The following is a 25,662-nucleotide window of genomic DNA, read 5'->3' as shown; positions in this document are numbered from 1 at the left end:
TTTCTGGTTTTTGTTTTTTGTGGGGTGGGGGGGGGGGGGGTCCTCCCCGTCTGTCATTACTACTCCTTTTTTGATTCTTTTTTTGTTTATTTGTCCCCCCCCCCAACACTCGAGGTCGACGTGAGGGCGAGCGACAGAACACGCCACCTTTGCCTTACCCCCCAATAGAACCCTCTTTGCCACTCACGACCCCTTCGCAAAGCCATGCAAAGTGCCCAAAACGGGCGGTGTCTTCTGTGGACGGTCGAGGTCGTGACCGGCTCCGGCGGGCCAGTTCGGTCCGTGCCGCGAAGGCCATGCTCAGCAGGAGACTCGATCACGCCATCTTGCCTTGCCTCTCAATATCTTCCGACCCAGCTGTTCGAAGGACTCAGCCGGGGCAGGCTTCCTTCTTCGGCAGGGCCATCGGCACCACTCGCATCGCGGCGCCCGCGATCGCCGCGTTCCCGACCCGGTCCTGCCCCGCGGCGAGCGTCGAAGCGAGATGCGAAGGCACCGTCTTCGAGCTTCCGTCCATCGCCGTTTTGGCCGCTTGGGCGTTCCCGACGACGGCCGGGACCAGCACCAGCTTCTTCTTGCCCCGATCGGCCGCCGCGGCGGTGCGGAGCTCTTGGGCGGTGACCGGAATGGCGGGCTTCGTCTGCGGGGGGATCAGTTCAGGCATCGCGCTCTCCGTTGTCGGCCAGCAATTCAGCATACCGGCCCAGCTCGGCCGGGCGGAACAAGCGCGCCTCGCGGTGGAACTGCCGCGACACACCCAGGACCACGTGACGCATGCCGATCGAAGGGCTGTCGCCGTCGGCGGCGGACAACGCGGCCGTGCGGGCGGCCGACGTGATACCCGCTCCGGTCATGTCCAGGCGGCACAACGTCTCCAGGTCCACGTCCGGGGACAGCGGGGCCTCCGGAGGGAAGGCCAGCTGCCACAGGCGTCGTCGTTCGGCGATGCCCGGCCGGGGAAAATGGACCACGAAATGGAAACGGCGGGTGAAGGCCGGGTCGATGTTCTCCTTCAGGTTGCTCGTCAGGATGATCAGCCCGTCGCTCGCCTCCAGGCGCTGCAGCAGGTAGCCGACCTCCAGGTTGGCGTAGCGGTCGGTCCCGTGCTTGACCTCGCCGCGTTTGCCGAAGAGCGCGTCCGCCTCGTCGAACAGCAGTACCGCGTGGCAGTCCTCCGCCTGCTGGAACACCTCCTCCATGTTCTTCTCCGTCTCCCCCACCCACTTCGACACCACCTGCGCCAGATCGACTTTCAGCAGCTCCAGGCCAAGGATCCCGGTGACGACCTCCGCCGACATCGTCTTCCCCGTGCCCGGCTCACCGGTGAACAACGCCTTCACCCCGCCGGTCGTCGTCTTGTGCGCGAAGCCCCAGGACTCCGCCACTCGCGGCCACGCGCGGAACGCCGACGCGATTTCGGTGAGCTGACCCATCTGCGCGTCCGGCAGCACCAGGTCTTCCGGCGTGCGGCGCGGGAGGATCGACTGCACCGCGGTGCTCGTGCGACCGCGGGCGACCGTCGCGATCGCGGGCTCCACGTGCTCGGTGATGGGGTGGCCGTTGCCGGACAGGCGCGCGTCCGTATCGGCGACGGCCGCCACCGCGCGGAGTTCACCGCCGCTCATGCGATAGCGGGCAGCGAAGTCCTCCAACGCCTCCGAGGAAAGCACAGGGAACGCCGACGACCACATCGCCCGGCGTTCCGGGAAACCCGGATCGGGGATCGTCAGCTCCGCGTACGTGCGAGCGGCCAGCAGGCCGTGCGGGCGCGAAGGATTCGTGCCGGTGAGACACAGCGGCACGCCCGATCTCGTCAGCACCTCGTCGAGCTGAACGGCGCGACCGTCGGTCTGAATCCAGAGGATCGCGCCGAGAGCCGCGGCGGTCCGCAGGTCGTGCGCCAGGTCCGCGGTCTGGCGGCGCAGCGGCCGCCTGGCGGCGGTCGCGAGTGCCTGCGCGGCGTCGAGCTGGCTGTCGGGAGGGCATCCCCAAAGTCCGACCACGTCCAGGTCGCCCGCACCCAGCGCCCGGCCGAGTTTCCCCAGGCGCTCCGACCGCAGGTACGGGGACGCCACCCGCCGGTCCGGCAGGACGACCTCGCCCGGATCGTGGCCGAGGATCCCGACGTCCCCGCCCCAGCCCATCAAGTATTCGAACACGCCCTCGCCGAGCGTCAGTTCCTGAGCCGGTTCCGTGGGCGCCTCGCCGTGAGCCCGCAGCAGGCCGTAGCGCCGCAGCGTTCCCGTGCGGCCCAGCGTCCGCCGCAGTGCGAGGCGGTCCGCCGGGGTCTCCGCGGCCACCGTGACCAGCAGCTCGACGCACGGCGCCCGTCGGTTCAGGTTGTCGACGACGTACGCGTAAACCCGTTCGTAGCCCGGATCGAGCTCCGGCGCGGCCACCAGAAGCAGCGAGTCCTGCTCGACCCGGGAAAGGTCGTAGCGGGCCGCGAGGGCGTCCAGCGGCAACGTCACGCCACGCGACGCGGCCAGGCGCCTGAGGTGCTGTTCGGACTCCGGGTCACGGTGCGGCGCGGACGGCGGCTCGGTCATCGCCCCGGTGAACGCGTCCACGCGATCCAGCAAGGTGGCCACCTGCTCGTCGGTCACGCAGAATGGCGTCAGATCCGGGCGTGTCAGCAACGCCGCGGCCTCGGACTGATGGGCGACGGCGCCGCGCAGCGCCTGGTGCAGTTCCGCCAAGCGCACCCGAAGGTGCTCCACCGCCAGGCCGCCCACCTCAGCCACCGGAGAAGGTCAGGGTCCGGCCACCCAGCCAGACCACGTTCGGCACGTCGGCGAGAGCGCCGCCCCGCGACAGATCCGTGTGACGGCGTCCCAAGGGGAGCTTCACGTGCACCACGTCGCCGGTGAACCGGACCGTGCCCTCCAGGTCGGCGAATCTGGTCATCGCGAGGAGCGGGTCCGGGGACTCGCGTTCCCGCCACAGCTGCCAGGCGATCATGCCCAGGGCCAGCGATGCCGCCAGCCCCACGGTTCGTTCCAGTTCGCGGTCCGGCAGCAGGGGCGCGAACAGCGCTCGCACGAGGTCGTCGAGACGTGCAACAGGCAGTTCCGCGGCCAGCCGGGGCTCCACGCCGCCTGTCGTCCACAGTGGACTATGCCAGGGCAGCCGGGTCAGGGGGTCTCCCCGCAGCGGACGGACATTCGTGATGAAGCGAACGCCCGCGGCGTCCAGATCGCTCAAGCATGTCGGCGGAAGCGGACTGTCACAGACCAGAACCGGTGGTCTGCCGCACGCCGTCCAGTGCGGAATCAGGCCGTCCGCGGCGGAGGCCCACGCGATCGGGAACAATCCCTGGGCGTCGACCAGCAGCAGGCCGTCGTCCACGCCGGTGACGAGCAGCGGATCGGCCGGGTCGTGACCCCGGCACAGGGACAGTGCCAGAACACCGTCCAGCACCGGTAGCGCAGGCCGGATCCGACGGCCGAAATTGGTCAGGTCCGGCACTGTCTCCAGACCGGCGAACATCGCGGCCGCCTCCGGTGCGCGCCCCAGTGCCTTGTACGCCAGGGCCGCGGCGAACAGCGGGGCGCCCTCGGCTAGGCCCACCCCGGACAAAGCAGGACCTATCGCGTCCAGGTAGCCGGTCCTGGCGAGAGGCCCGGCCAGCAGGAACGGGAGGACCGGGCCGACCCTCGTCTCCTCCGATGTCCCCGGTGCGGTCGTCACACGAGTGCCCTCGAAGACGTCCTCGCCGACGAACGCCGACGCAGGCTCATCTCGCGCGGGCCTCACCAGCTCGGCGAGCTCCGCGCGGGTCAAGGGCAGCCGCGAAAGCTCCAGCCTGCGAACCAGCTCCGCCGCCAACTCGGCCGCGGGCCCGTCGATCGGATCGGTCCCGGCCGGGACCGCGGATTCGCCGGTCACCGCGGCCAAGTATCGCCACACCGTCTCGCTGGGGAGCAGCGAGAGCAACGCCGCCAGCTCGTCCCGAGCCGCCGGCTCCTCGAACAGCGCGGCCACCGAGGCTTCCGAGTGCTCCGCCGGTCCCGGAGCGAAAGGCGGCGGCTCCCGAGTGGTGTCCGAAGTGGACGGTATCGCCTCGAATCCGGCGGAGACCGGCAGCAGGACCGGTGCCGTCACCGGATCACCACCGGCCGGCGCCGCTCGTTCGAGGACCAGACCGGTCGACGACAGCCCGCTTCCCGCGAGTGCAGCGGGCCGGACCGTCAGGCGCACCGGCTCGGTGATCTCCAGGTCAGGACCGTCACCGGTCAGGTACTCGTCGAACTCGGCGGCCAGCAGGTCCGGCAGCGCGTCGAGTACCCGCTGGACGAGCCCCCGCGGATCGGACTCCCAGCTCCACCCGCCGCGCCGGACCACCCGCACGACGCACTGGCGCACGGTGATCTCGCCGACGGTGGGTGCGTTCAAGGCTTCTTGACCTCCTCCAGGCGGCCTGCCCAGCCCGCCACGAGCAGCAGTACGGCGTGCGCTCCCGCGGTCACCGTGACCGGCAGCGACACGTGGTCCGTGTCCTTCGTGATGGTCCCCGCGAGCGGCAGTGTCTCCTCCCCTTCGGAAACCAGCGCGAACACGGTGGTGTCCTGGGGCGGGTTCTTCGGCAGTTTGACGAGCAGCCCGACGGCGTCGAACGTGGGCGACTCGGGCAGTACCGGCAGTTTCGCCAGCGCCGGTTTGGGCGGCTGGCCCTGTACTCGCGTGACTCCGTAGGCCAGCGGCTCGACGAACACCTCCGGCTGGTCGTCGGCCTCGTGCACGGCGAGTTCCCTGCCTCGCAGGGACAGGGTCACGACCTCGCCCGTTCCGAGCGACAGCCGCACCGGCAGCGCGTCGCCGACCAGCGCCTGCGCGGTCGGCACCGCGACGCCGATCGCCTTGGCCGCGCCGACCACGTTGCCGGTGCTCGACTCGTACACCGCGAAGACGCTCATCCTCATCCTCCACCACTCGTCGCCGCGACCGTCGCCAGTACCAGGAAGTCGACCGCTCCCGACCGTTCCTTCACGGTGGTCGAACCGGCGGCGGGGTCGTAGAACCGCAGCCGGCACCGGACGCGCAGCTGATCGTCCACAGTGGCCTCGGCCGGGACGATGAGCCCTTTGCCGGACGGCGGTATCCGCGGGGTCACCGAGACGTGCAAGGACACCTGGCCGTCGGCGATCTCCTCGGGCGTCACCCCGGACGGCAACGGCAGCAGCATCCCGTCCGTCGCGCTGCCGGAGGTCACCAGCACACTGCCCGCGGAGATCCGGCCGGAGAAGCTTCCCGCGATGGTCAGGTTCCCGTTGGACTCCACCGTCATCAGCGGGTCGACCTCACCGGTTCCCTTGTACAGTCCGTAAACCAGTGTCGGCGCGGCCGCTCCGGACAGCACCAGCGCCGGCTTACCTTCACCTGCCTCCGGCTGGGTCCGCAACGACAGCGAACCCGATCGGGCCGACACGGTGTCCGCGCGCACCCCGAGGTACCGCGGGCCGACGAGCCGGGCTGTCGGGAACACCGCCGTGAAATGGCCCGCGGTCCATTGGACGAAGCCCAGCAACACCAGCCACACCACGGGTGGAGCGGCCGGTGCGGCGTTCACCGCGGGCGGCTGCTGGTCGGCGACGAGCCGCTCGTCACCGAGTCGCCGGAACAGGATCTGATAGGACTCCTCCACGCGGGTCGGCCCCGTGGATCCGGCGCACGACGCGGGACCGGTCGTCCGCTGCGCCCGGTCCACGGCGGTGACGAACACCGGATACGGATCGGTCGTCGGGCCGTCCGCGCCGTTGACGGCCTCGAAGTCCGCCTCCGACAGCACGACCGGCGCCGGGACCACGATCTCCCGGCCGGTCCCGTCGATCGCCAGCCCGGGCTGCACGCTCACCTCGACGTACCGGGCGCCGGTCGTCGGGTCGGTCCTGTTCTCGGTCGTCATGGCGAGTCCGTCGGCGATGCCCCAGTCGTGCGCGAGGCGCGCGTGCCGGAGGGCCGTCGCGCGGGCGTACGACACGGTCGCCGCCAGGTCCGCGGACGCGAGTACCTGGCCCTCGTGGAACTCCGGGCGCAACGGACCGGTCACGACGACTCACCCGATCGCGGCTTGCGGGTGGAAGAACCGCTCCGGCTCGACGTCGACCGGGTGCGTTTCGCGGGCGGTTTCTCCTCCGTCTCCGGTTCCGGCGCGCTTTCGAGGTCCGACAGCCGGTCGGACAGCCGTTCCGGCAGCTCGTCCCGCACCTTCGACACCTGCTCCGACGCGGTGTCCAGCTGTCCGCGCAACGTTTCCACGGTCGCGATCAGGTCGCTCACCTGTGCGCGCAGCGCGTTCATCTCCTGGAGGCTGTCCGTGACCTCGGCGGGCACCGTGTACACCTGCTCGCGGACGGGTTTCGGCACGGTCTCCCCCGGTGCCGGGGTCACCAGGAGATTCCACATCCGCTCCAGCGGAGTCCGGCCACCCCACTCCTCGAGCAGCCCGGGCACGTACGGGCGCGGGATCGGTCCCGACGCGGGGACGTCCGGCGGCTTGTACACCGGAGTCGGCTGACAACACACCTGCTCCGCGAGATGCCTCAGCTGATAGAGCTTCGGCAGCCATTCGCCGTACGCCGAGCCGCCCGGAAGCACCTGCTCCCGGGTCGCCGAGCAGACGCGCACGACGTCACAGCCGTCCAGCTCCAGATGCGCGAGCAGCACGTCGTTGTCCGCGCATTCGACGCACGGCGGGTTCAGCGTCGAGCACGCCGCGTCGGTGACGAAGCGTTGGACGTATGTGGTCAGCTTCCCGGCGGCGTCGGTGAGCAGCCCCAGGTCGGCGACCGACAGGTGCTTGGCCGGGTCCGGTTCCGGGATGGGCAGCGGCTGCGGGATGGCGACCTTGCGGACGTCGTCGTGCAGGAGGCAGTCCGCGACGCCGGGAACCCGATCGAGCCTGCCGAGCAGCCAGTCCCGGATCCGCACGAGGTCGGCCCGGAACCTCGCCTCCAGCACGTTGTTCACCGGCGTGCCCTGGGCCGCGAGCCGGATCTCGATGGGAGCGCTCGGATCCGGCGTCGCGACCCGGCTCTTCGCCTCCGCCACCACGGCCAGCGCGACCTCCCGATGCGCGGGTTCCGGCCACACCTCCTCGGGTTTCGTCGAGGCCAGCCGGTCGCAGGCCGTGCCGAGCACCTTCCTGGCGGCGTCGATCTCCTGGAGGTCGAACTTCGCCTGGAGTTCCTTCTGTCCTGCCGCGTCGTAGGTGTCATACCGCGCGATCGCGCTGGCGAGCGCCCGCACGTACTCCGTCTGCTGCCGGGCCGCAGGTGGCTTCGGGACGCCCTCTCCGCTTTCCTTCAGCAACCGGAGATTGTCGGTGTAGCGGACGGCGTCGGCGTCGTCGAACCTGATCGTCCGGGTGGAGAAGCCACCGGCCACGGACATCGGGTCCAGGTAGTGCGCGAGCCGCCGGCTCAGCAGGAGGACCTGTTCGTAAGCCTCCTTGCCGCCGATCCGCGCCAGGAGCTTGGTCGCCGGGTTGTACCGGTGGTCGTCGACGGTGTCGCATTTGACGACGAACCGGAAACCCTCCTGGACACGTGACGGAGTACAGCCCGGCGTCGGGCACGGTTCCTCGGTGGCGAACGGGGCGACCGGATCGGCCATGGTCTCCTCGTACCGCACGAACAGCCCGAAATGACGCTGGTCGTCGTCGCACGGGTCCCCGCAGTGGACTCCCGGCGAAGTCACCCGCAGTTCCCGCACCAGCGCGGCCACGTCGACCTTCTCTTTGCAGGACAGCACGATGTCGTTGCCGCAGCAGTCGAGGGCGTGCCCAGGGCGCACACTGACCGTCCCGCCGGGACACGAGTCGCAGAGCACCTCCAGACCGCAAACGACACCCGGGCCGGACAACGTCCTGTTGTGCAGCCGGTCCTTGCCTGCCACGTAGTCGGTCAGCAGGGTGAGGTCGTCCTCGGTGAGCAGCTGGCCCGGGAAGAACCGCGGCCGGACGAACGCGGCGGGGAAGGCAGGCGCCCCGCCGCAGCCGCACCCGCAATCGGACTTGCTCATGAACGCTCCTCGGTGATGAAGAACCAGCTCTCGAAGACGTCGCCGCCCGCACCGGTGCCGGACGTCCACGGTCCGATGCCCGACGGCGGGACCAGGCAACCGGTCGGGTCGGGCTCGGGCTTCGGGTCGTGACCGTGGTCGGTGTCCGGCTCGCTCTTCCCCTTGCCGGTGAACGGGACCCGGCCGCCGACGTTGGTGCCGTCGACCGGACGGCAGCAGCGGTCGAGGAGGAAGGCCGCGCGGACCGTGATCAGCACGCGGTCACCGTCCTGCAGGGTTTCGCGGGTGGTCTGCCGGTACCGGAAGCTCCGGGTGAACTCGCCGCCGGTCGGCTCCTCGAACCTGCCGCCCATGTACCAGGTGTCGGCGTTGCGACCTGCTCCGCCTTCGATCACCTGGATCTCCACGACGCCACGTCGCAGGCTGTCGACACGGACGTCGTCGGAGAACTCGACGACGAGCCCACCGGTGTTCTTCTGCGTTCCCAGCAGCTCCTTGGCTTCGTCCACTGTGTACGTATGACCGTGCCGCCAGTTGACGCCGGTGATCACCGTCGGAACGCGCGTGCCGAAGAAGCGGCGGACGTTCAGGTGGATCTGCTCCTGGCGGACCGGTTTGGAGAAGTCGACGTCGTCGATCCTGGCCAGCCACAGGACCTTGTGCTCGCACCGGGTGCAGCACGTCTCGCAGCGGTCGTCCTTCGGCGGCGTCTTGGTGGTGACCCGGACGGCGTAACTCTCTTCCGTGTAGCCGTACTCGCAGTCCGAGGTGTCCGCGCAGGCGGAATTGAAGACGGTCCTGGTCGGTTCGACAGCGCGTTCGCAGTACTCGACACCGACCCACACCGTCTTTCCGCCGGTCCGTTCCTCCTCGTGCAGCGCGTCCGACAGATCGATCACGCAGCCGCCGGGGACGAGCACCTCGTTGCCCTCGCAGTCGATGCCGAGCCCGGCGGTGATGCGGACCTTGGCCTGATGGCCCTTGTCGTCCTCGGTTTTTCCCTCTTCCGCCGGAGCGGGTTCCACGAGCAGCCCGCACACCACGCCGTAGCCGAGCAGGCAGCGCATCCGCAGCTTCAGCTTCTCGCGGAAGTACTCCTGCTCGCGCTGGAAGTCGCGGGCGCTGAGCAGCCGGCCGTGGAAGTACCGCAACCTGCGGAAAGGCGGTTGCCCGGTTCCTTCGTGCTCCGGCGTCTGGGTGGCAGGCTGTGCCGTTGCCTCGGTCATCTCTCTTCTGTCCTCTCAAGACACTCGCGTGTGGACCCCGACCGCGGACTCCACGCCGACGCTCACCCCGTGGCGGGCGCCTCGTGGCCCTGGTCTCAGTACTCCGTCGTGGTTCAGGCAAACGCCGCCCACCACGGGCGGTGGCAGCGGGACGAACGCGGTGTCCACCCCGACGGTCGAGCGACTGCCGACCACGAAACCGGATCCGGCGGCGCGCACCGAACCTCGCGTATGCGCGGGCGCCTGCCGGACCACCAAGCGCCGCAACGCGTCCTCCTCGGCCGCCCCGGCGGGCATCAGGACCCGGAACCGGTGGGCGTGCTCGGTGAGGGGATCGGTGTCCGGGTCGCCGAACGCCCGCAGCGGCGCCGCGCCCAGCGTCGAGGTGTCCAGCCGCAACCGCGACGACGACCGGCCGAACAGCCGCACCGAGCCGAGGCCGCGCGCGGTCGACGGCGTGGCTGTCGCGCGCACCTGCGCCCAGTGACGATCGTCGGCCAGCTCGTCGATCACCGGCTCGACGCCGAAGACGATCTCGATCGCCTCCGCGAGCGCGCAGGGCGTGCCTCGCCGCCGGTACAGTCCGGGCGCCGCCCTGATCAGCTTCCGGCGCGTCTCGGCGGTCCAGCCCGCCTCGAACGCCAGACCGAGCAACCCGGCCAGCCACGGCAGCGCGCCGTCCGGCACACCCGCCGGGTCGAGCAGAGCCGGATAGCGCTCGATGACGCGGTCGATCTCGGCGGTGGAGGCGTCGAACAACGTCAGGAACCGCTCGGTGAAGTCGTCCGCGGCCGGGTCATGCCGGAACGCGGCGGGCAGGAGGTCCGCGCTGGTCGATCGCGGGAAGTCGAGCCGGATCCGGTGCAGCACCGGCGTCGTCGACGAGTCTCCGGACAGCCGCACGCGCGCCGTGAGATAACGGCCGGGAGGCTGATCGATGAGGAAGTCGGTGACACCCGCCGGTGCGGTCTGCCAGTCGCTTTCGGCGAACTTGCCGTCCTCGGACACCACGATCGCGACGGACACCGCCGTGCCGGCCGGTACGTCGGCGTCCACGCGCACCCGGTGCCAGCGGCAGCGTGAGATGCCGCTGTCGATCAGTTTCGTGGTGAACTCGCCCCGCGTGACGTACTGGCCTGTCTCCGGTCCCGGTTCCTCGCGCGGCTGTCCTTCCCAGTCGTAGCAGGAGGTCACGTCGCCGTCCGGCCCTTTTTCCCGCAGGCAGAAGCCGTCCTCGTCGGCGAAGACAAGGCTGCTCGGTGGCAGTGCCGCGGCCAGTTCGTCCACTGTGGACTCCCGGAACCGGTGACGACCGCGGAAGATCCGGAACCGGTCGTCTTCCTCTGTCAGCAGCCAGATCGTGCGGCCGGGCCCGGTGCGGATCCCGATGATCTCGCCTTCGACACCGGTGCGGATGACCTCGCACAGGTGTCCGTCGGGGCCGTATCGCCGGAGCCTGTCGCTTCCGGCCAGGGAGACGAGAATCTGTTCGTCCTGAGCCAGCGCGACGATCTCGGCGCGCGGAACCCGGATCACCGCGATCAGGTGGTCCCCTTCGTTGCGCCAGACGAAGACCCGGCCGGAGTCGACCACCGCGATCCGATGACCGCGCGCGGCCACGGCGGTCGGTGCGCACAGCAGCCGGGGGTCGCAGTGCGGCGGCCAGAGCGGCGACCAATCACCGGCGCAGGTGTCCCGGCTCAGCACCTGATCTCCGCTCAGCAGGTACCACGCGCACGGACGGCAGCCGGGCGCCAAACGCGGGTCGGGGAACCATGGCAGCAGTCCGGTCCTCGTCGGCCCTTCCGGGGACGGACCGGTGTGTGCCAGCCGGACGCCCGCCGCGTCGGCGAACCCGACGAGGTCGGTCACGGCTGCTTCGTCCCACCCGACGACGTCGTCGAGGAGTCGGAACGTGACGTTCGTGGGGGCGCACGTCATGAGGACTCCTCCACCGGGATCAGCAGCGGCCGTTCCGGCCAGACCAGGTCGTTCGGCGGGATCGCATGGTCGGCGCACGGCGGCAGCCGCAGTCCGTCGGCGGTGAGCGAGAGCCCGGAAACGGCCAGGACGCCGTCCACAGCCAGGAGCCGTCGCACGAGCGGTGTGTGCCGCACCGCGCCGCCGAACGGCCAGCCCCCGCCGTTCTCCCCGCCGCGCAACGGGTCCAGGTAGGTGGTCACCGCGTCCGCCGCGCGCGCGAGGACGGTGGCCCGGTCCTGTCCGGGGTCGAGCACCACCCGTGCCTCCACGGCGATCCGCCGGTACGCCACCGGACCGGTGACCACGGTGATCCCGGCGGGAGCGACCTCGTGGGCGAGGTAGTCGGCCACGGCGCGCAGAGTGGTCGCGGAGGGCACGGGTGGTTCGGTGGCGCCGTCGTCGATCGGCGGCACTACGAGGACTCCGACGACACCGGGGATGGGCGTGCCGGGGAAGTCCGGGTGCAGTCCCGGCACGCCGTGCGCGCGGGCGATCGAGGCGCCCGGCGCGCGGAGCGCCAGCAGGCCGTAGTCGGCGGGTGCGACGGCCCGGCCACGGGACCGCAGCTCCTCCACCCCGCGCCGCGTCACGTCCTCGTCCGGTTCGGCGTCGGCGCCGCCGGTGGCGGGGAACGGGTTGTTCACGCCGGTCACGAACGGCCGCGCGGTGACGACGCCGTTGACCGCGCCGGCCGCCACGGCACCCGCGGCGCCACCGCCGACCCGGTACCGCACGGCACGCACGTTGCGGAAGCCCGGCGGCACAGGCGCGCCGTTGACGCCGTCGCCGAAGGTGACCACACCGGTGTCGTAGTCGACGACGAACACGCGGTCAGCCGGGCCATAGGCGGCCAGGCTCGGCACTTCCTGCCACTGTGAAGCGTTCTCCTCGGTCGTTCCGAAGAGGTCGATACCGGGGTCGTCGTCGACCTCGATCACCACGCTGCCGGCGAGGATCGGGACCTGGCTCAGCCGCATCCGCCGCCGCTCGGCCGGCGTGGCGGGGTCCTGGATCGGCTCCAAAGGCTCGTCGAAGATCGTGCGGGCGGCGGTGGCGGCGACCATGTTCAGCCGCAGTCCCGAAATGAGCGGCGGAGGAACCTCGAAGAGACCCTGCACGACTTGGAGCCGCAGCCAGCGCAGCGCCGGACCGGGGCGCGCGGTCGGCGGCCTGCCCGGCGCCCAGGCGCGCGGCGGCCGCAACTCGATCGTGCCGCTCGCCCGCAAGCCCGCCGTCTCGTCGCGGACGACCTCGGCGGGCCGGAACCGGCCACCGTCCAGGACGTCCCAGCGCAGCAACGGCCGCGACACGGGCACGGCGCCCCCACCGGCGGCGGCGGGAACCGGCGGCGCGGCCGCGACCACGAAACCCAGTGACAGCGAAGGGAACGGACTCGCCGCACCGTCCAGGCCGAGCCACAGTGCGTTGCCCGGCCGGGGTTCGGCCCCGAACGGCGGGAACGGTCGGCCGGGCCCGTTCGGCCCCAGCGGGAGCGGTTCGAGCGCGCCGCCGCGTTGGACCGCGATCGCGGCCAACGTGGCGGGAGTCGCGTAGAGATCCAGGTCGGTCTCGTAGACGATGTCGCCGTCGGCGCCGGTCGCGGCGGCCTGGAAACCGGCGGGAACAAGCACCGACGCGCCATCGGGCGGGTTCACGGTGAACTCCAGCAGCGCGGCGGCCGCGGTGGCGGGCCGACGGCGGACACCCGCGGTGTTCAGATGCTCGGCGAGGATCTTCTCCGGCAGCCGGTTGACCCGCGTGAGCACGGGTTCGGCCTGCGTGCCGAAGAGCCGCACCAGGGCGACACCGGCGTCCTGCCGGTCAGGGTTGGTCCAGTCCGGGGTGTAGCCGGGGATGCGGTCGCGGACAGCCGCGCGGACCGCCTCCCTCGTCGCGTCGACGAGCTCCGGCTGGATCCCGGACGGCCCCGGGCCGGGGACCATGTGCGCTTCTTCGCCCGAATCGCGCGCCCACCAGACGTCGGTCACAGCAAGCCCTCCCCCGGCTCGGCCGCGGGGACGACGGTGGTGCGGATCTCCCGCACCACCGGCAGTTCGCCCGCTCGCAGGGGTACGTCGTCGCAGGTCTCCGCCGGATCCGCGCCGTCGACGCCGATCGCGACGGCGGCGACGTCCGCCAGGTCGCCCAGCGCCTCCTGCGCGGCCCGCAGCAACGCCGACGGCCGCAGCGCCTCACCGAACGGCCAGCCCGTCCCGTCGTCCCCGCCGGTCAGCGGGTCGAGGAACCGGCGCAGCGCCTCACCGACCACAGTGGACACCTTGACCCGGTCCGCCGGTGCGCCGGAGAGGTCGACGCGCAGCCGGATCTCCCGGTAGGCCGGGGCGCGCACGAAGACCTCGGCCGTGAGGAGGCGGGCCTTGCCGAGCCGTCGCGAGACGGTCTGCAACGTACCCGCGTCCGGCATCGGCGCCGCCACGAAATCCGGAGCCGCGAGGTCCTCGCGGGGCACGGCCGGGACGACGTGCACGGACACTGCTCCGGGCACCTGCGCGCAAGGGAAACCGGGATGCTCGCCGACCGAGGCGAAGGCCCGGCCGACCGCGACACCGGGAGTCGTCACCGCGAGAGTGACGTAGTCGTCGGGGGTGACGGCCCTGGTCACCTCGCCGAGCGCGCCCGCGGCCCGGTCGCGTGCCTGGGCCACGGTCTCCGGATCCGCGCCGCCTTCGGCCTGGACGAGATTCGCGGCCCGCACCGGCACGGCGCTGTCCGTGGGAAGCCAGTTGCCGGTCAGACCGCCGTTGCCGTCGCGGCCGCCGCCGACGGTGTACGCGACGTGTACGTCCTCGGTCGGACGAGGGATGCGGCCGGTGAGGCCGTCGCCGAACACGAGCGCGCCGTCGTCCCGGTCCAGCAGGAAGACCCGGTCCCGGGAAGTACCGAAGGTGAAGTCCGGCGCCGATTCCCACTTCTCACCGGCGAGCCGCAGGGTCGCGGCGAGCAGCCGGCCGGTGGCGTCGGGCAGGACGAGTCGCTGGCCGGGCAGCTTCAGCCAGTGGCCGGTCTGGTTCCCGAGATCGGTCACCGTGCGCTTCTCGAGGTGCCGGGCGGCCGACACGTTGACCGCCAGCCGCAGCAGTCGCGGCGGGGAGGCGTAGGTCGCGGACGGGGTGGACACGATCAGTCCACGGTCCACTGTGGACCATCCGGCCGGTGGCCGCAGGCGCACCACCCCGGACCGCCTCAGTCCGCCGGTTCCGTCCTGGACTTCCTCGAACGCGCCCGAGATCTCCGTGTCAGGCCGGAACCAGGACCAGCTGAGCTCGGCGGGCGGGCGAACCCCGCCGACGGCCGACGGAGACCAGGACGGCGGCACGGGCGAGTCGAGCTCGAACAACAGGGACAACCAGCCGGACTCGAAACGGGCATCACGGAGCGGCAGGGTGAACCGGGCAGAGGCCGCGGAGCCGTCGTTGCCGAGCAGCGGAACCCCTCGACGGGCCAGCAGGTCCGCCGTGCGGTCGCGGTCGGTGAACACCGTCACCTCGCCCGACACCGGGAAGGCGATGACGTCGTCGTCGAGGGTGAACCTGATGGCCGCGGCCGGATCGCGCGCGAAGACGGTGCCCTTGGGTACCACTGTCGGCGTCTCCTCGCCGGTGGTCAGCGCGAGAACGGTGGCCGCCGGCTTCGCGGGCCGGGGCGGTTCCAGGCCCAGCAGCTTCAGGATCGCGACGACGAGTTCGTCCGGGGCCTGGTCCAGCCAGTAGAGCCGCTGCTCCAGCAGATACGCGAACAGCTCCAGCAGGGTGATGCCGGGGTCGACCGGCGCGTGCAGCGTCCAGATGCCGTCCGACTCGGCCGGGATGCGGCGGGTGACGGCCGACATCAGGTCGGCCCAGGTCAGGTCGTCGAGCTTCGGCACCGGAACGGTCATGGCGTGGTTCCCGTCAGCCCGAGGTAGAACGGGAAGACCAGGTTGGCCTTGGTGTTGGTGCGCCGGATCCGGTACTCGACCGAGATCGTGACGCGGGATTCGTCGGCGGGGTCGGTCTCGGCCAGGACACCGGCCAGTTCCACCCTCGGTTCGAAGGCGCGCACCGCTTCGGCGATCGACCGTTCGAGGCCTCGCAGGTTCTGCGCGCTGCCGGGCGCGAACACCGACTCGCTCACCGTGGTGCCGAGGTCCGGTCGCATCACGCGTTCACCCGTGGCGGTGAGCAGCAGCGCGCGCAGGCAATGCTCGATGCTCGTCTCACCGACGGCGTAGGCGAGACGGCCCGCCTCATCGGGCAGGATCGGGAACCGCCAGCCGGTGCCGAGGAAGGGTTCGGTCACGTCGCCTTCACCTTCTTCGCGAGCACGGACGGCGGCAGCGGTGTCGCGGGACCGGTGACCCCGCCCGGTGCCGGATGGGTGTGCTGGACGAAGGCCTGCAGGAGCGCGTTGCCGAGCACGACGGGCTCGGTCGAACCGCCGCCGAGGTCGATGTCACTCGCTTGCACGGTCACCGCCTTGGCCTCGACCGTGATCTCCCCGCTGTCCTTCAGCACCACCTTCGCGCCCGCCGAGGTGCTGATCGTGATCTCCTTCGCCTTGTCGTCGAAGAGGATCCGATGCCCGGCCTTGGTGCGGATGACCTTCTGATCGCGGCCCTCGGTACGCGCGGTCGGCGGCTTCTTCTTGCCGTTGTAGAGCCCGCCGAGCACGTACGGCTGCCGCATGTCGCCCTGGAAGAACGCGACCAGCACCTCGTCGCCCACCTCGGGCACGAACACCGAGCCGTAGCCTCCGCCCGCGTAGAGCTGGCTGACCCGGATCCACGGACTGATGGACGCTCCGCCGTCCAGCCAGTAGTACTTGACCTTGACCCGGCCCTCGTCGTCACCGTCGTTCTGGACGACCTCGGCCGGCGCGACGCCGTAGTAGCGCTGATCGCTCGTCATGGCACGCGGCCTGACAGTCATTTCTCGTCCCCCTGGAAGATCCTCCGGCCGGTGAACGTGGTGAAGAAGCCGCTGGTGTTCAGCGTGTGCTCGACTCGTTTGACGAAGTAGCCGCCGGAGAACCGCTTGCCGAGCCCGAAGATCTCCAGGTTGTCCCCCGGCCGCAGCTCCGGCAGCCCGGCCACCCGGCCGGTCGCGGTGATGAACTCGTACGCCCGCTCCCGCAACAGCGCGATGGCCAGCTCCTTGGCCTCCTCCTGGCTGAGGACCGGCGCGTCCACGATCACCTCTTGTCGGCCGCCCGCACCGCTTTCCGCCGCCTCCGGCCCGCTCTGCCCGTCCGCCGAGTTCTGCCCGCCGGGCAAGTCTTTCGAGGTCGCGACGTACTCGATCGGCTCCGCCTTCACCGGGTCCCAGCCGTGCACGGTCAGCTTGCTGACCTGGTTGGACACGGTCAGCGTCGGCGTGAAGTCGAGGAGGTTGGGCACCAGCCCCGGCGGTTGCCCACTGGGTCCGGTGGCGAGCCCGGGGCTGTACGCGAGCCGGAACAGCCGGATCGGGCGGCTGTCGCGACCGTCGGTGGGTTTGACGAAGTAGAGGGTCTGCTCGCCCGTCTTCGGATCCGGCAGGATGTAGCAGTCGAAGTCGATCCGCTTCGCCCGCTCCATCAGGAACTGCGCGTCGGACTGGTTCTTCTGCACCACCAGGTCGTGCCTCGGTCCCTCACGGGTGGTCTTGACCGCCAGCTTGTTGCGCCGCGCGATCTGTTCGGCGATCTCCCAGTCGGTCTTCCGGACGAAGTTCTTGTCCTCTTCCTTGGTGGGCTTGCGGTCCTTGAGCGCGAGCATGCCGTCGACGCAGGTGATGGAGACCGTCGGCGAGGCGCCGTCGGGGAACTTGGGGGCGAGCGAGCTGATCGTCCCCGTGCCCACGGTCAGCAGCTTGTCCGCGTAGCCGAGCCGGACGGAGACCCGCGTGCCGATCCGGAGCTTGTCCGAGTCGCTGTGCTTGAACTTGAGCGTGACGTCGTCCCAGTTGTTCAGCTCCAGATCGAAGCCGGACATCTCGTCGATGTCGCGGTGCACCTTGATGTCGAGGATGTCGTTCTTGGTCGTCGGATCCGCCTGGAGGCCGTCGACGACCACCTCGAACTCGGGGGCGTAACCGTCCGGGTCGGCGATCTCGGGCCGGGTCCCCGCGGGCGCTGTCATCGCACGCCCCCGCTCACGGCAGCCGGGGCACGGTCAGCACCAGCCCCGGCCGCAGTTCACGGGGATCGGAGATCCCGTTGGCACGCGCGAGTTCCCGCCACGCGTCCGGACGCCGGTACACGGCGGAGGAGATGCGATCCCAGGTGTCGCCGCGGCGCACCACGTAGCTCTTCTCGACCGTCGGAGAAGACCGCGGCGGGTCCACGGCCTGGTCCTTCGCCAAGCGGTACTCCTTCAGCGTGATGTCCAGCTGCGCCCGCAACGGCACGCCGTTCTTCGCGAACAGCACGTAGTTCACGTCCAGCTTCTCCAGCACGCCCTTGAACACGGGCCCGTCCCAGTGAAACCGGACGATCGGCGGCGCGTGCTCGGTCGTGTCGACCCGCATCAGATCGCGGATGGCGTCCACATAGGACGTCCGGACGTCGTTCAGCGTGTCCGAGGTGTCGACCAAAGCCTGGAGCGAGAGCGTTTCGGTGCCGCCGCGGATGAACTGGATCGGCGGCGTCTCCAGCCCCGGAATCGTGATTTCGGCGAAGGTGTTGCTCTTGCTCAGCTTGTACTCGGTCGGGTTGAACCGCAGCGGGATCACCTGGGGCGTCCGGTTGGGCGGGCGGTCGATCTCCAGATGCGCCGTGGCGCCCTGGCTCACCGCCGAGAACGGCGTGACATTCACCGGTGACCTCCCGTGTCCCCGAGCTTGCGGTCGTTGTCGCTGCGCTCGGCCCGGGCACACTCCTCTTCGTACAACCGTGCCCACGCCTGGATGTGCTTGTTGAACAGGCGCGTGAACAGGGCCCCGGAGTCGCCTTCCACCTGGAACCGCACTTCGAGGTTGTGGATGATCAGGTTCTTGGGCACGCTCATGTCTCCTAGAGGACGGCCGTCAGGCGTTCGTGGGCGATTTCCAAGGACTCGATGGCGACCGCGCTCTGTTCGGCGTGCAGATCCGGGCCGCTCCACTTGGCGGCCAGCCCGCCGTGGAAGATCCAGGACTTCGCGGGAAGCCCGGCCTCGTCGAGCATGATCAGCGCACCGTCGCGGCGAGCGCCCAGCGAGTCGTGCAACCCGGTCTCGTACCAGGACCACAGCAGGCGGTCGCGGACCACGCCGCGTTTGAGGGTGATCGGGTTCCACGAGTGGCGCAGCGGGAGCCGGTGCACTGAGTCGTTCCGGCCGCCCTCCGGGTAGCTCACCACCTCCAGTTGCGCTCCCAGGCCGGTCACCTCCTGGAAGGCGCCCGAGGCCACCACCTGCAACAACAGTGCCTGTGCCGGTGGCAGGTACACGTCCGCCGGGGACAGCGTCACGAGGAAGCGGAACTTGGGCAGCGGCTCGTTCAGCGCGAGCAGCTGGTCGACCGGTGTGGTCACTGCTCGATCACCTCCAGGCCGCGGTCTTGGCCCAGCACGAGCCGCAGCGTGATGAACTCCATGGGCACGGCCGGCGCGACCTCGATCTCGCAGACGATCTGGCCGGGGTCCTGCTTCGGCGGGTTGGTGGTCTCGTCGCACATCACGCGGAACGCGTCCTCCGGCCGGGTGCCGGCGAGCGCGCCGGTCTGGAAGGCCTCCAGGAGCACCGACGTGATCGCGCGGACGAGCGACAGCCGCAGTTCCGGCGAGTTCACCTCGAACACCAAGGGCACGGCCGCGCGGCGAATGGCCCTCACCAGCAGGTGGAGCAAGCGGCGATGGGCGACGTACCGGCGGCGCGGGTCGCGGGACAGCGTCCGCCCGCCCCACACCACGAGTCCGCGACCACGCAGGCAGCGCACCAGGTCGATGTTCGCTTCGAACAGCCGGACCTGTTGCGCTTCCGGGTACTCGATCTCCAAGTCCACCGCGTCCAGCAGCGTGGCGTTCGCCGGGGTGTACGCGGCGCCCCGCTCGGCGTCGAGCCTCGCGACCAAGCCCGCGACGTGTCCCGAGGCCGGGACGGTCCGCAACCCGGTGCCCGCGAGTTCCGGTGCGCGCAGCGGTGGGTGGTACACCGCCGCCGCGGCGAGCAACGCCTCGTCGCCGATCTCCGCCAGCGCGCCCGCCCAGTCGGCGACCTGGTCCACTGTGGACTTACCGGGCGGCACGTCCAGCAGTACCAACCGGTCCAGCAACGGCGCCACCACTCCCAGCAAGTCCAGCACGAGCTCCTTGTGGTCGTCGTCGGTCAGATCGGTGCCGACGTCCGGCAAGGCGACCAGCGCCGGTTCCGGCAACTCGGCCTGCGCCGTCACCGCGGCCCCGTACTCGGCCCTCCCGGGCGGGCTGTCCGTGCCACCGGCGAGGGTCAGTTCCCAGGACATCGAGATCGGCGCGTCCGGCGGGATCGGACCCGCCGTGCCCACCGGTACCACCCGGATGAGACGGGACGCGGTCAGTCGTTCGACGACCTCACCGGGAGCCATTCCGGCGAAGGTCTCCGCCGGCTCGCCCGGCACGAGCACCCGCACGGTGACCGTCGGCGGGCCCGCGACGCTGCTCTTCCGGTACCGCACGGTGACCCGGCCGCCGTTCGCCCACGCACCGGGACTCGCCGCCACCACGCGGAAGTCGTCCGTCCACAGTGCACTCGCGGTCGCGGAAGGCCCGGCCACCCGAAGCACCCACGCGGTGCGACCCTGGTTCTCGAAGAACCCGCGCAGCGCGTATGGCGTCGCCGACGTGCCGTCCGGCGGCCCGAACGCGCCCACGACGTCGTTCCAGCTCTCGACGCGGACGGGTTTGCCGACCGGACCGCGCCGGGTGCGGCCGGCGAACACGGCCACGTCCGTGCGCAACGGCTCGTCGTCGGCGGCCGCACGCTCGAAGCTCAGGGAAACGCCGGGAAGGGTCATCGGTGCCCGCTCATGCGTCGATCAGGAGACTCTCGACGGCCAGTACGAGCGTCTCCATGGCGATCTCGTTCTTGGTCGCGTTGAACGACGGTCCGGTGTACTTCGTCGGCCAGGCCCGGTCGAAGTTCCAGCGCATGGCCTCCTGGCGGTTCTCGTCGAGCATGACGATCGAACCGGACGTGCGCCGCACCCTGCCGTCGAGCGACTCCTTCACCCAGTTCCAGAAGCCGACGTGGCCGGTGACCCCGCGTTTCAACGTCAGCGCGCTCGGGAACTTCTTGAGCCCCACGAGCTTGCGGACCGTGATGTCCTCGCTGCCGGTGCGGTATTCGATCGGTGGCAGCTCGACGTCCAGCCCGCTGACCTCGGTGAACGAACCGCTCACCGCGACGCCGTCATCGCTGACGTTGGTCACGATGACCAGGAAGTTATACGCGGCATACGGATCGTCCCGCGTCACTGGTGGCATTTCTTCTGCCTTTCAACTAGACGAGCTGGGGCTCGCGGGTCTTCTGCTGGATCCGGAAGATCACGAACTCCGCCGGGAACACGGGCGCCACCCCGATCACGCAGATGAGCCTGCCGTTGGCGATGTCGTCGTCGGTCATCGTGGAGCGGTCGCAGCGCACGAAGAACGCTTCGTCCGCGGTCGCGCCGAAGAGCGCCCCGCTACGCCAGACCGTGGTGAGGAAGTTCGTGACGGTCTGCCGCACCAGCGCCCACAGCGCCTCGTCGTTGGGTTCGAACACGACCCACTGCGTGCCTTCGTCGATCGACTCCTCCAGGAAGAGGAAGAGCCGCCGCACGTTGATGTACCGCCACGAGCTGTCCGACGACAGCGTGCGCGCGCCCCACACCCGCTGGCCCAGGTTCGGGAAGAACCGCAGGGCGTTGATCCCCTTGGGGTTCAACAGGTCCTGCTGCCGCTTGGCGACGTCCTGCGCGATCCCGCCGGGTGTCCGGATGCCGCGGATGACCGCGTTGGCCGGCGCCTTGTGGACGCCCCGTTCGGTGTCGGTGCGGGCGTAGATCCCGGCCATGTGCCCGGACGGTGGCACTTCGACGAACTGGTTCGTCGAAGGGTCGTTGACGACCAGCCACGGGTAGTACAGCGCGGCGTACTTGGTGTCGAACGGCTCGCGGAACGTCTGGATGCCCTCGATGTCGAGGCCGTCCTTCGGGTCGAGGACGGCGAACCGGTCTTTGAGCTGCTCGCAGTGCGTGATGAGCGCCGACTCGACGGTGCCGGACCACACACCGGGTACCGCGCAGATCGACACCTCGTCGATGTCCTCCAGCGCGACGATGCCGGTGCGCTTGCCACTGCCGCCGTCCGTGCCGACGAAGTCCGCGACCGTGAGGCCGCCGTACGCGTCGTCGCCGTCGTCGGCGAGGGGCAGCCAGGAGCCCTTCCCCGGTGCGGGGAACCGGCCGGGATCCGTACTGATACCTGCCAGTGTGGTGGCGCGGACCAGCTGCGACCGGCTCGCCAAAGTGCCGACCACGGTCCCGGGCTGATCGCCGGTGAGGCGCAGGTTGCGGAACGTCTCGGTGACCGAACCACCGCCGGGGTCGGTGAATCTCGTGTCCACAGTGGACTCGATCAGCTGCACGCGCGCCGTCTCGAAGACCAGATCCGGCGTGTTCCCGTCGAAGGTGACGAGGTCGTCGGGCCCGATGGTCACGACGTGCAGCGGAGTCAGCTCGTCAGCTGTGTCGAGCTGGGTGGCCGCACCCGCGTAGAGCCGGCTGGAGCCGCTGATCCGCAGGTCGTGGCCGACGCCGGTGTTCGCCCGGCGGACCCGGCGCACGGTGAGCCCGGTCTTCCACGGCGCGTGCGTGGTGCCGGCCGGGAAGGTGAGCGTCACGCGGTCGTTGGCCGGTTGCGCGACGGTGACCTCGAACCGCCGGTCGTTGATCAGGACCCACACGTCGTCCGGCAAAGGACCCGGATCGAGCCCGGGCACCGCGTTCACCTCGATCGACACGGCGTCCTTGGCGGCGTCGGCGGCGAGCGCGGTGATGAACAGGTCGCCCTCGTTGGGGTCGGCCAGGACCGGGAGCGAGGCGCTGACCGACGGCGAGATCCGAACTTGGACCCCTTTGCCCCACGAACCGGGACTCGACGCGGAGAAGCGCAAGCTCGGCGTGGCGTCCCGGGTGCCCTTCTGGACGTAGTCCCCGCGCGCCGTCTTCACCTGGGCTTGCAGACCGGAGTTGAGCGTGACCCGCCCGGTGGTGACGTCGTACGCGGTGATCTTGGCGGGGCCGATGGGGACGTTGTCACTGCCACGGAAGACGGTGATGTCGTCGGCACCGGTGAACCCGACCAGGTGACCGAGCTGGAGCACGGTGGACCCGGCCGCGGCGTCCTGGGCGATCGGGCTGACCAGCCCCGAACCGAGCGTGCCGGACGCGGCCTGCGCGGTGCGGCTGAAGACCCGCTTGACGTAGAGTCGCTGACCGCCGTTGTCGAAGAAGCCCTTGACCGCCAGCGGGAACAGCCACCAGCGGCCCCCTTCGGCCGGGTTCTCGGCCCAGGCGTCCCGGATCCCCGGGGCCGGTTCGGGCAGGAAACCGCCGAAAGTGGTCTGGAATTCGAGGAAATTCGTGACCAGCTTCGGTTTCCCGGTGGTCGGGCCGCGCTGGGTCACCCCGACCATGCCCGCCGTGCTGGTGCTCACCCCCGCGATCGGCCGCGGCCCCGCGTCGACCTCCTCGACGTAGACGCCGGGGCTCAGGTACTCGGGCATGGCTTGGCTCCTTCTCTACTGCTCGGCGATCTCGATGACGTGCCGTCGGTCGCGTCCGGAGGGCAGCCGGACGTCCAGCACGCCGGTCCGCCCCGGCCGCTCGGTGGCCTTGAGGTGGAAGATCTGCTCGGAACCGGGCCCCGCGGCGGGATCGCCTTCCCACCGCAGGGCGAGCCGGAACGAGCCCGTCGTGTCGGTCAGGGTCCGCTCGAGCCACGGCGTCCTGTCCCTGCTCGTGAGGCCTCTCGCCTCCACCAGCGCGTTCGTCACCGGCACCCGCGTGACCTTGTCGACCACGACGCCGTACACCGTCCGGGTGCCCGGCCCGTACGGGAACGCGACGCTCGGCAGCAACCGGACCAGCCGCGGCTCGCTCCGGACCGCGGGCGGGGTGACGTCGTCGTACGGGTACGCGGTGAAGCCGACCCCGACCACGGCGGCGTCGAAGTTCTCCGCGTCCGCCGGGTACAGGGGTGCGAGACCGATGGCGGAGAACCGCACTCGGAACCGCTCCGGCCTGGTGCCCGGCGCCCGTCGCCGGCCCAGTTCCGGGTAGGCGATCGCGGCGCTCGGGGTGCGGATCGACGGCGTGTCCTGAAGCACCCAGACGTTCTCGACCGGGTCGAAACGGTCCAGTTCCGTGACGACGTCGGCGGACCGCGGGCGCTGGGCGAACTCGTCGAACGGCACGAACCACGCCGGGCTGTACAGGACGGAGGTCTCGACGGGGCGGAATCGGGTCATGGGACCGGCGTCCCCGTGAGCGTCCGGCTCTGCACGAGCCGAAGGTCGACGACGTCCAGGGAGTCGAGGTTGACGACCCGGACCTCGTAGTTGAGGGACAGCCGGTACGGCTTCTGGATCGCGTACCAGATCCACGACTTCTGATCGAGGGTCAACGGCGTCAACGTGAACTGCAAGGCTTCCGTGGTGCCTGCCATGCTGCCCGACAGCTCCTCGCCGGACCAGATCGCGTCGTCGTAGAAGACCTGCAGCGCTCGTCCGATCATCTGATGCTGGGTTTCCTGGCTGCCGCCCCACGGGGTGATCAGGTAACGCAGCAAAAGCGCCATCGGCGGTTTGCGGCTCGTGGGCGCGGCCGGCGGCAGAGACCGGACCGGCGGACGGTTGCGCGAGGTCGGGTCTTCCGCGATCTCGTACAGGAAGACCGTGAGCGTGGCCGTCGTCGGCTGGTTCTCGAGATCGCTCAGTATCGCGGTCGGCGGATTGGTCGGGTCCAGTCCGCGCAGCGCGTCGGTGAGCCGGTCCACGATAATCGTCGAAACGTCGGCGATGACGCCGAAATCGCCCATGCCCGTCCTCCCCTGGCGCACTCGCGACGTACCAGGGCGCAGCATCGCAGGGGTGCCGTGGCAGGTCCGCGATCCGCGCGTCGCGTCGGCGTCACCGCGGCGTCGCGGGCATGACCGTTGACGTGCTCGCACACGCGGCGGCTACGCGGCGGTGACGTGTCTTCGCGCATCCTGCTTCGGTGAAGCCACCCGAGGAACGGTCCGGCAGCATGGTTCTCCGCGCGTGGCTGGAAGGCGGGAGGCCCGATGCGCTGCGGGTCCGCGTCATCTTCACGGTCGGTACGAACGACACCAGATCGCTCGTGGTCACCTCACCCGAGGCGGTCCACACGGCGGTGCAGAACTGGCTGGAAGACCTCGGAACAGGCACGATGACGTTCTCGTGACGCCTTGTTGACGCCGCGGCCCGATAATTTCCCCGTAACGTTCCGCGATCCGGGTACGAATTGTCCCAACAGCGGGAACGATCCGATCGGCGCCGGGCAGAGGTTGGGGAACCGATGCGCACAGAAGCAGAACAGATCGTCACACTGCGCCTGCTCAAAGGTTTCGCGCTGCTCGTCGGAGACGACAGGGTGGTGCTGTCGTCCAGCGCGCAACGATTGCTCGCCTTCCTCGCGTTGCAGGATCGGCCTCAGCCCCGGACCTACGTCGCGCGAACTCTGTGGCCGGAGGCGCCGACGACGCGAGCCAACGCGAACCTGCGCTCGTCACTGTGGCGCGCGTCGCGCACCGGGCACCATGTCATCGACGCGTCGGTCCACGAAATGGCGTTGGTGGACAACATAACCGTCGACATTCACGACGCGGTCGCCCACGCGCACCGCCTCCTCGACGAGTCCTGCCGATGCGACGACATCCTGAACCGGCAGACCCGCGACGACCTTTCCGCCGACCTGTTGCCGGAGTGGTCGGACAACGAGTGGGTGCTCATCGAGCAGGAGCAGTATCACCAGCTGCGGCTGTATGCGTTGGAGGCCATGGCGAAGCGGCTCACCACCGCGGGCCGGTACGGCGAGGCCGTCGCCGCCGGGCTGGCCGCCGTGCGTGCCGAGCCGTTGCGGGAAAGCGCGCATCAGGCGCTCATCGACGCGCACCTCGCCGCCGGAAACCGCGCGGCGGCGCAGCACCAGTACCTGCAGTGCCGGCGAACCCTGCTGGAGGAACTCGGTCTCGAACCTTCCGAGGCCCTCCGCGACCTTCTGCCGTACATGACTTCGCGCTGACCGTTCGTTCGGGCTGGTCGTGAGTGGCGTTTGTCGCTCGCACGCACGCCGACCTCGGTGTCGCGAGCTTCCCGCGCGTGAGGGAAAAGTCCCCCTTCACCCCACTGATCGCCACCGACACCGGTCCGTGAAGGCCTCCTCGACCTTCAAACCCTGTCCGAAGTACATGATGGCCCCCTTCCTTGCGC

General features: G+C 70.2%; 23 protein-coding genes. 2 read left to right on the top strand and 21 right to left on the bottom strand.

The window, feature by feature from the left end:
• Positions 1-370: 370 nt before the first annotated feature.
• Genes ACFWMR_RS33965 through ACFWMR_RS33865 form a run of 21 tightly spaced genes read right to left on the bottom strand, consistent with a single transcriptional unit; the run spans position 371 to position 24,248 of the window.
• Positions 371-664 carry a hypothetical protein gene (locus tag ACFWMR_RS33965; protein ID WP_378381336.1) on the bottom strand — a complete coding sequence of 98 codons (294 nt, stop codon included), beginning with the start codon at positions 662-664 and terminating at the stop codon, positions 371-373.
• Positions 657-2,744 carry an ATP-binding protein gene (locus tag ACFWMR_RS33960; protein WP_378381335.1) on the bottom strand — a complete coding sequence of 696 codons (2,088 nt, stop codon included), beginning with the start codon at positions 2,742-2,744 and terminating at the stop codon, positions 657-659. Before ACFWMR_RS33960 ends, ACFWMR_RS33965 begins: the two co-directional genes overlap by 8 nt.
• Entirely contained in the window at positions 2,737-4,395 is a 1,659-nt protein-coding gene (locus tag ACFWMR_RS33955; RefSeq protein ID WP_378381334.1) for a hypothetical protein, read from the bottom strand. Before ACFWMR_RS33955 ends, ACFWMR_RS33960 begins: the two co-directional genes overlap by 8 nt.
• Complete coding sequence (locus ACFWMR_RS33950) at positions 4,392-4,916, bottom strand: hypothetical protein (protein WP_378381333.1); 525 nt, start codon at positions 4,914-4,916, stop codon at positions 4,392-4,394. The genes ACFWMR_RS33955 and ACFWMR_RS33950 overlap by 4 nt, the downstream gene beginning before the upstream one ends.
• Positions 4,917-4,918: 2 nt before the next feature.
• On the bottom strand, positions 4,919-6,049 hold the full coding sequence (locus ACFWMR_RS33945; protein ID WP_378381332.1) for a hypothetical protein: 1,131 nt from the start codon (positions 6,047-6,049) through the stop codon (positions 4,919-4,921).
• The gene (locus ACFWMR_RS33940; RefSeq protein WP_378381331.1) at positions 6,046-8,022 is read right to left on the bottom strand and encodes a hypothetical protein; all 1,977 of its coding nucleotides are present in this window, start codon (positions 8,020-8,022) and stop codon (positions 6,046-6,048) included. Before ACFWMR_RS33940 ends, ACFWMR_RS33945 begins: the two co-directional genes overlap by 4 nt.
• Positions 8,019-9,248 carry a hypothetical protein gene (locus ACFWMR_RS33935; RefSeq protein ID WP_378381330.1) on the bottom strand — a complete coding sequence of 410 codons (1,230 nt, stop codon included), beginning with the start codon at positions 9,246-9,248 and terminating at the stop codon, positions 8,019-8,021. The genes ACFWMR_RS33940 and ACFWMR_RS33935 overlap by 4 nt, the downstream gene beginning before the upstream one ends.
• A gap of 15 nt (positions 9,249-9,263) precedes the next feature.
• Positions 9,264-11,189 (bottom strand): phage tail protein, encoded by a 1,926-nt coding sequence (locus ACFWMR_RS33930; RefSeq protein WP_378381329.1) that lies wholly within the window; start codon positions 11,187-11,189, stop codon positions 9,264-9,266.
• Positions 11,186-13,219 (bottom strand): putative baseplate assembly protein, encoded by a 2,034-nt coding sequence (locus ACFWMR_RS33925; protein WP_378381328.1) that lies wholly within the window; start codon positions 13,217-13,219, stop codon positions 11,186-11,188. Before ACFWMR_RS33925 ends, ACFWMR_RS33930 begins: the two co-directional genes overlap by 4 nt.
• Positions 13,216-15,129: a baseplate J/gp47 family protein gene (locus ACFWMR_RS33920; protein WP_378381327.1), complete on the bottom strand. Its 1,914-nt coding sequence runs from the start codon at positions 15,127-15,129 to the stop codon at positions 13,216-13,218. The genes ACFWMR_RS33925 and ACFWMR_RS33920 overlap by 4 nt, the downstream gene beginning before the upstream one ends.
• Positions 15,126-15,530 carry a GPW/gp25 family protein gene (locus ACFWMR_RS33915; RefSeq protein WP_378381326.1) on the bottom strand — a complete coding sequence of 135 codons (405 nt, stop codon included), beginning with the start codon at positions 15,528-15,530 and terminating at the stop codon, positions 15,126-15,128. The genes ACFWMR_RS33920 and ACFWMR_RS33915 overlap by 4 nt, the downstream gene beginning before the upstream one ends.
• Entirely contained in the window at positions 15,527-16,138 is a 612-nt protein-coding gene (locus tag ACFWMR_RS33910; protein ID WP_378381324.1) for a phage baseplate assembly protein V, read from the bottom strand. The genes ACFWMR_RS33915 and ACFWMR_RS33910 overlap by 4 nt, the downstream gene beginning before the upstream one ends.
• 17 nt (positions 16,139-16,155) lie before the next feature.
• On the bottom strand, positions 16,156-17,349 hold the full coding sequence (locus ACFWMR_RS33905; RefSeq protein WP_378381322.1) for a phage late control D family protein: 1,194 nt from the start codon (positions 17,347-17,349) through the stop codon (positions 16,156-16,158).
• A gap of 13 nt (positions 17,350-17,362) precedes the next feature.
• A complete protein-coding gene (locus tag ACFWMR_RS33900; RefSeq protein ID WP_378381321.1) occupies positions 17,363-18,025 on the bottom strand; it encodes a CIS tube protein in 663 nt (220 codons plus the stop codon).
• Positions 18,022-18,216 carry a putative phage tail protein gene (locus tag ACFWMR_RS33895; RefSeq protein ID WP_378381320.1) on the bottom strand — a complete coding sequence of 65 codons (195 nt, stop codon included), beginning with the start codon at positions 18,214-18,216 and terminating at the stop codon, positions 18,022-18,024. Before ACFWMR_RS33895 ends, ACFWMR_RS33900 begins: the two co-directional genes overlap by 4 nt.
• A gap of 5 nt (positions 18,217-18,221) precedes the next feature.
• The gene (locus tag ACFWMR_RS33890) at positions 18,222-18,722 is read right to left on the bottom strand and encodes a phage tail protein (protein WP_378381319.1); all 501 of its coding nucleotides are present in this window, start codon (positions 18,720-18,722) and stop codon (positions 18,222-18,224) included.
• Positions 18,719-20,182: a phage tail sheath subtilisin-like domain-containing protein gene (locus ACFWMR_RS33885; protein ID WP_378381318.1), complete on the bottom strand. Its 1,464-nt coding sequence runs from the start codon at positions 20,180-20,182 to the stop codon at positions 18,719-18,721. The genes ACFWMR_RS33890 and ACFWMR_RS33885 overlap by 4 nt, the downstream gene beginning before the upstream one ends.
• 10 nt (positions 20,183-20,192) lie before the next feature.
• Positions 20,193-20,651, bottom strand: a complete 459-nt coding sequence (locus ACFWMR_RS33880) for a phage tail protein (RefSeq protein ID WP_378381317.1) — start codon at positions 20,649-20,651, stop codon at positions 20,193-20,195.
• 16 nt (positions 20,652-20,667) lie between these two features.
• Positions 20,668-22,935, bottom strand: coding sequence for a phage tail sheath family protein (locus ACFWMR_RS33875; protein WP_378381316.1), 2,268 nt, complete (start codon positions 22,933-22,935; stop codon positions 20,668-20,670).
• Positions 22,936-22,950: 15 nt separating this feature from the next.
• On the bottom strand, positions 22,951-23,679 hold the full coding sequence (locus ACFWMR_RS33870) for a carboxypeptidase regulatory-like domain-containing protein (protein WP_378381315.1): 729 nt from the start codon (positions 23,677-23,679) through the stop codon (positions 22,951-22,953).
• Positions 23,676-24,248, bottom strand: a complete 573-nt coding sequence (locus ACFWMR_RS33865; protein WP_378381313.1) for a DUF4255 domain-containing protein — start codon at positions 24,246-24,248, stop codon at positions 23,676-23,678. The genes ACFWMR_RS33870 and ACFWMR_RS33865 overlap by 4 nt, the downstream gene beginning before the upstream one ends.
• Before the next feature lie 179 nt (positions 24,249-24,427).
• Here ACFWMR_RS33865 and ACFWMR_RS33860 point away from each other — a divergent pair, with 179 nt between their 5' ends.
• Entirely contained in the window at positions 24,428-24,634 is a 207-nt protein-coding gene (locus ACFWMR_RS33860) for a hypothetical protein (protein ID WP_378381312.1), read from the top strand.
• Between the two features lie 114 nt (positions 24,635-24,748).
• On the top strand, positions 24,749-25,474 hold the full coding sequence (locus ACFWMR_RS33855) for an AfsR/SARP family transcriptional regulator (protein WP_378381311.1): 726 nt from the start codon (positions 24,749-24,751) through the stop codon (positions 25,472-25,474).
• Positions 25,475-25,662: the final 188 nt, after the last annotated feature.

It is taken from the genome of Amycolatopsis thailandensis (genome assembly GCF_042723255.1).
Classification (GTDB): Bacteria; Actinomycetota; Actinomycetes; order Mycobacteriales; family Pseudonocardiaceae; genus Amycolatopsis; species Amycolatopsis thailandensis.
The sequence above is the reverse complement of the archived record's forward strand: the minus strand, read 5'-3'. Positions and strand labels throughout refer to the sequence as shown.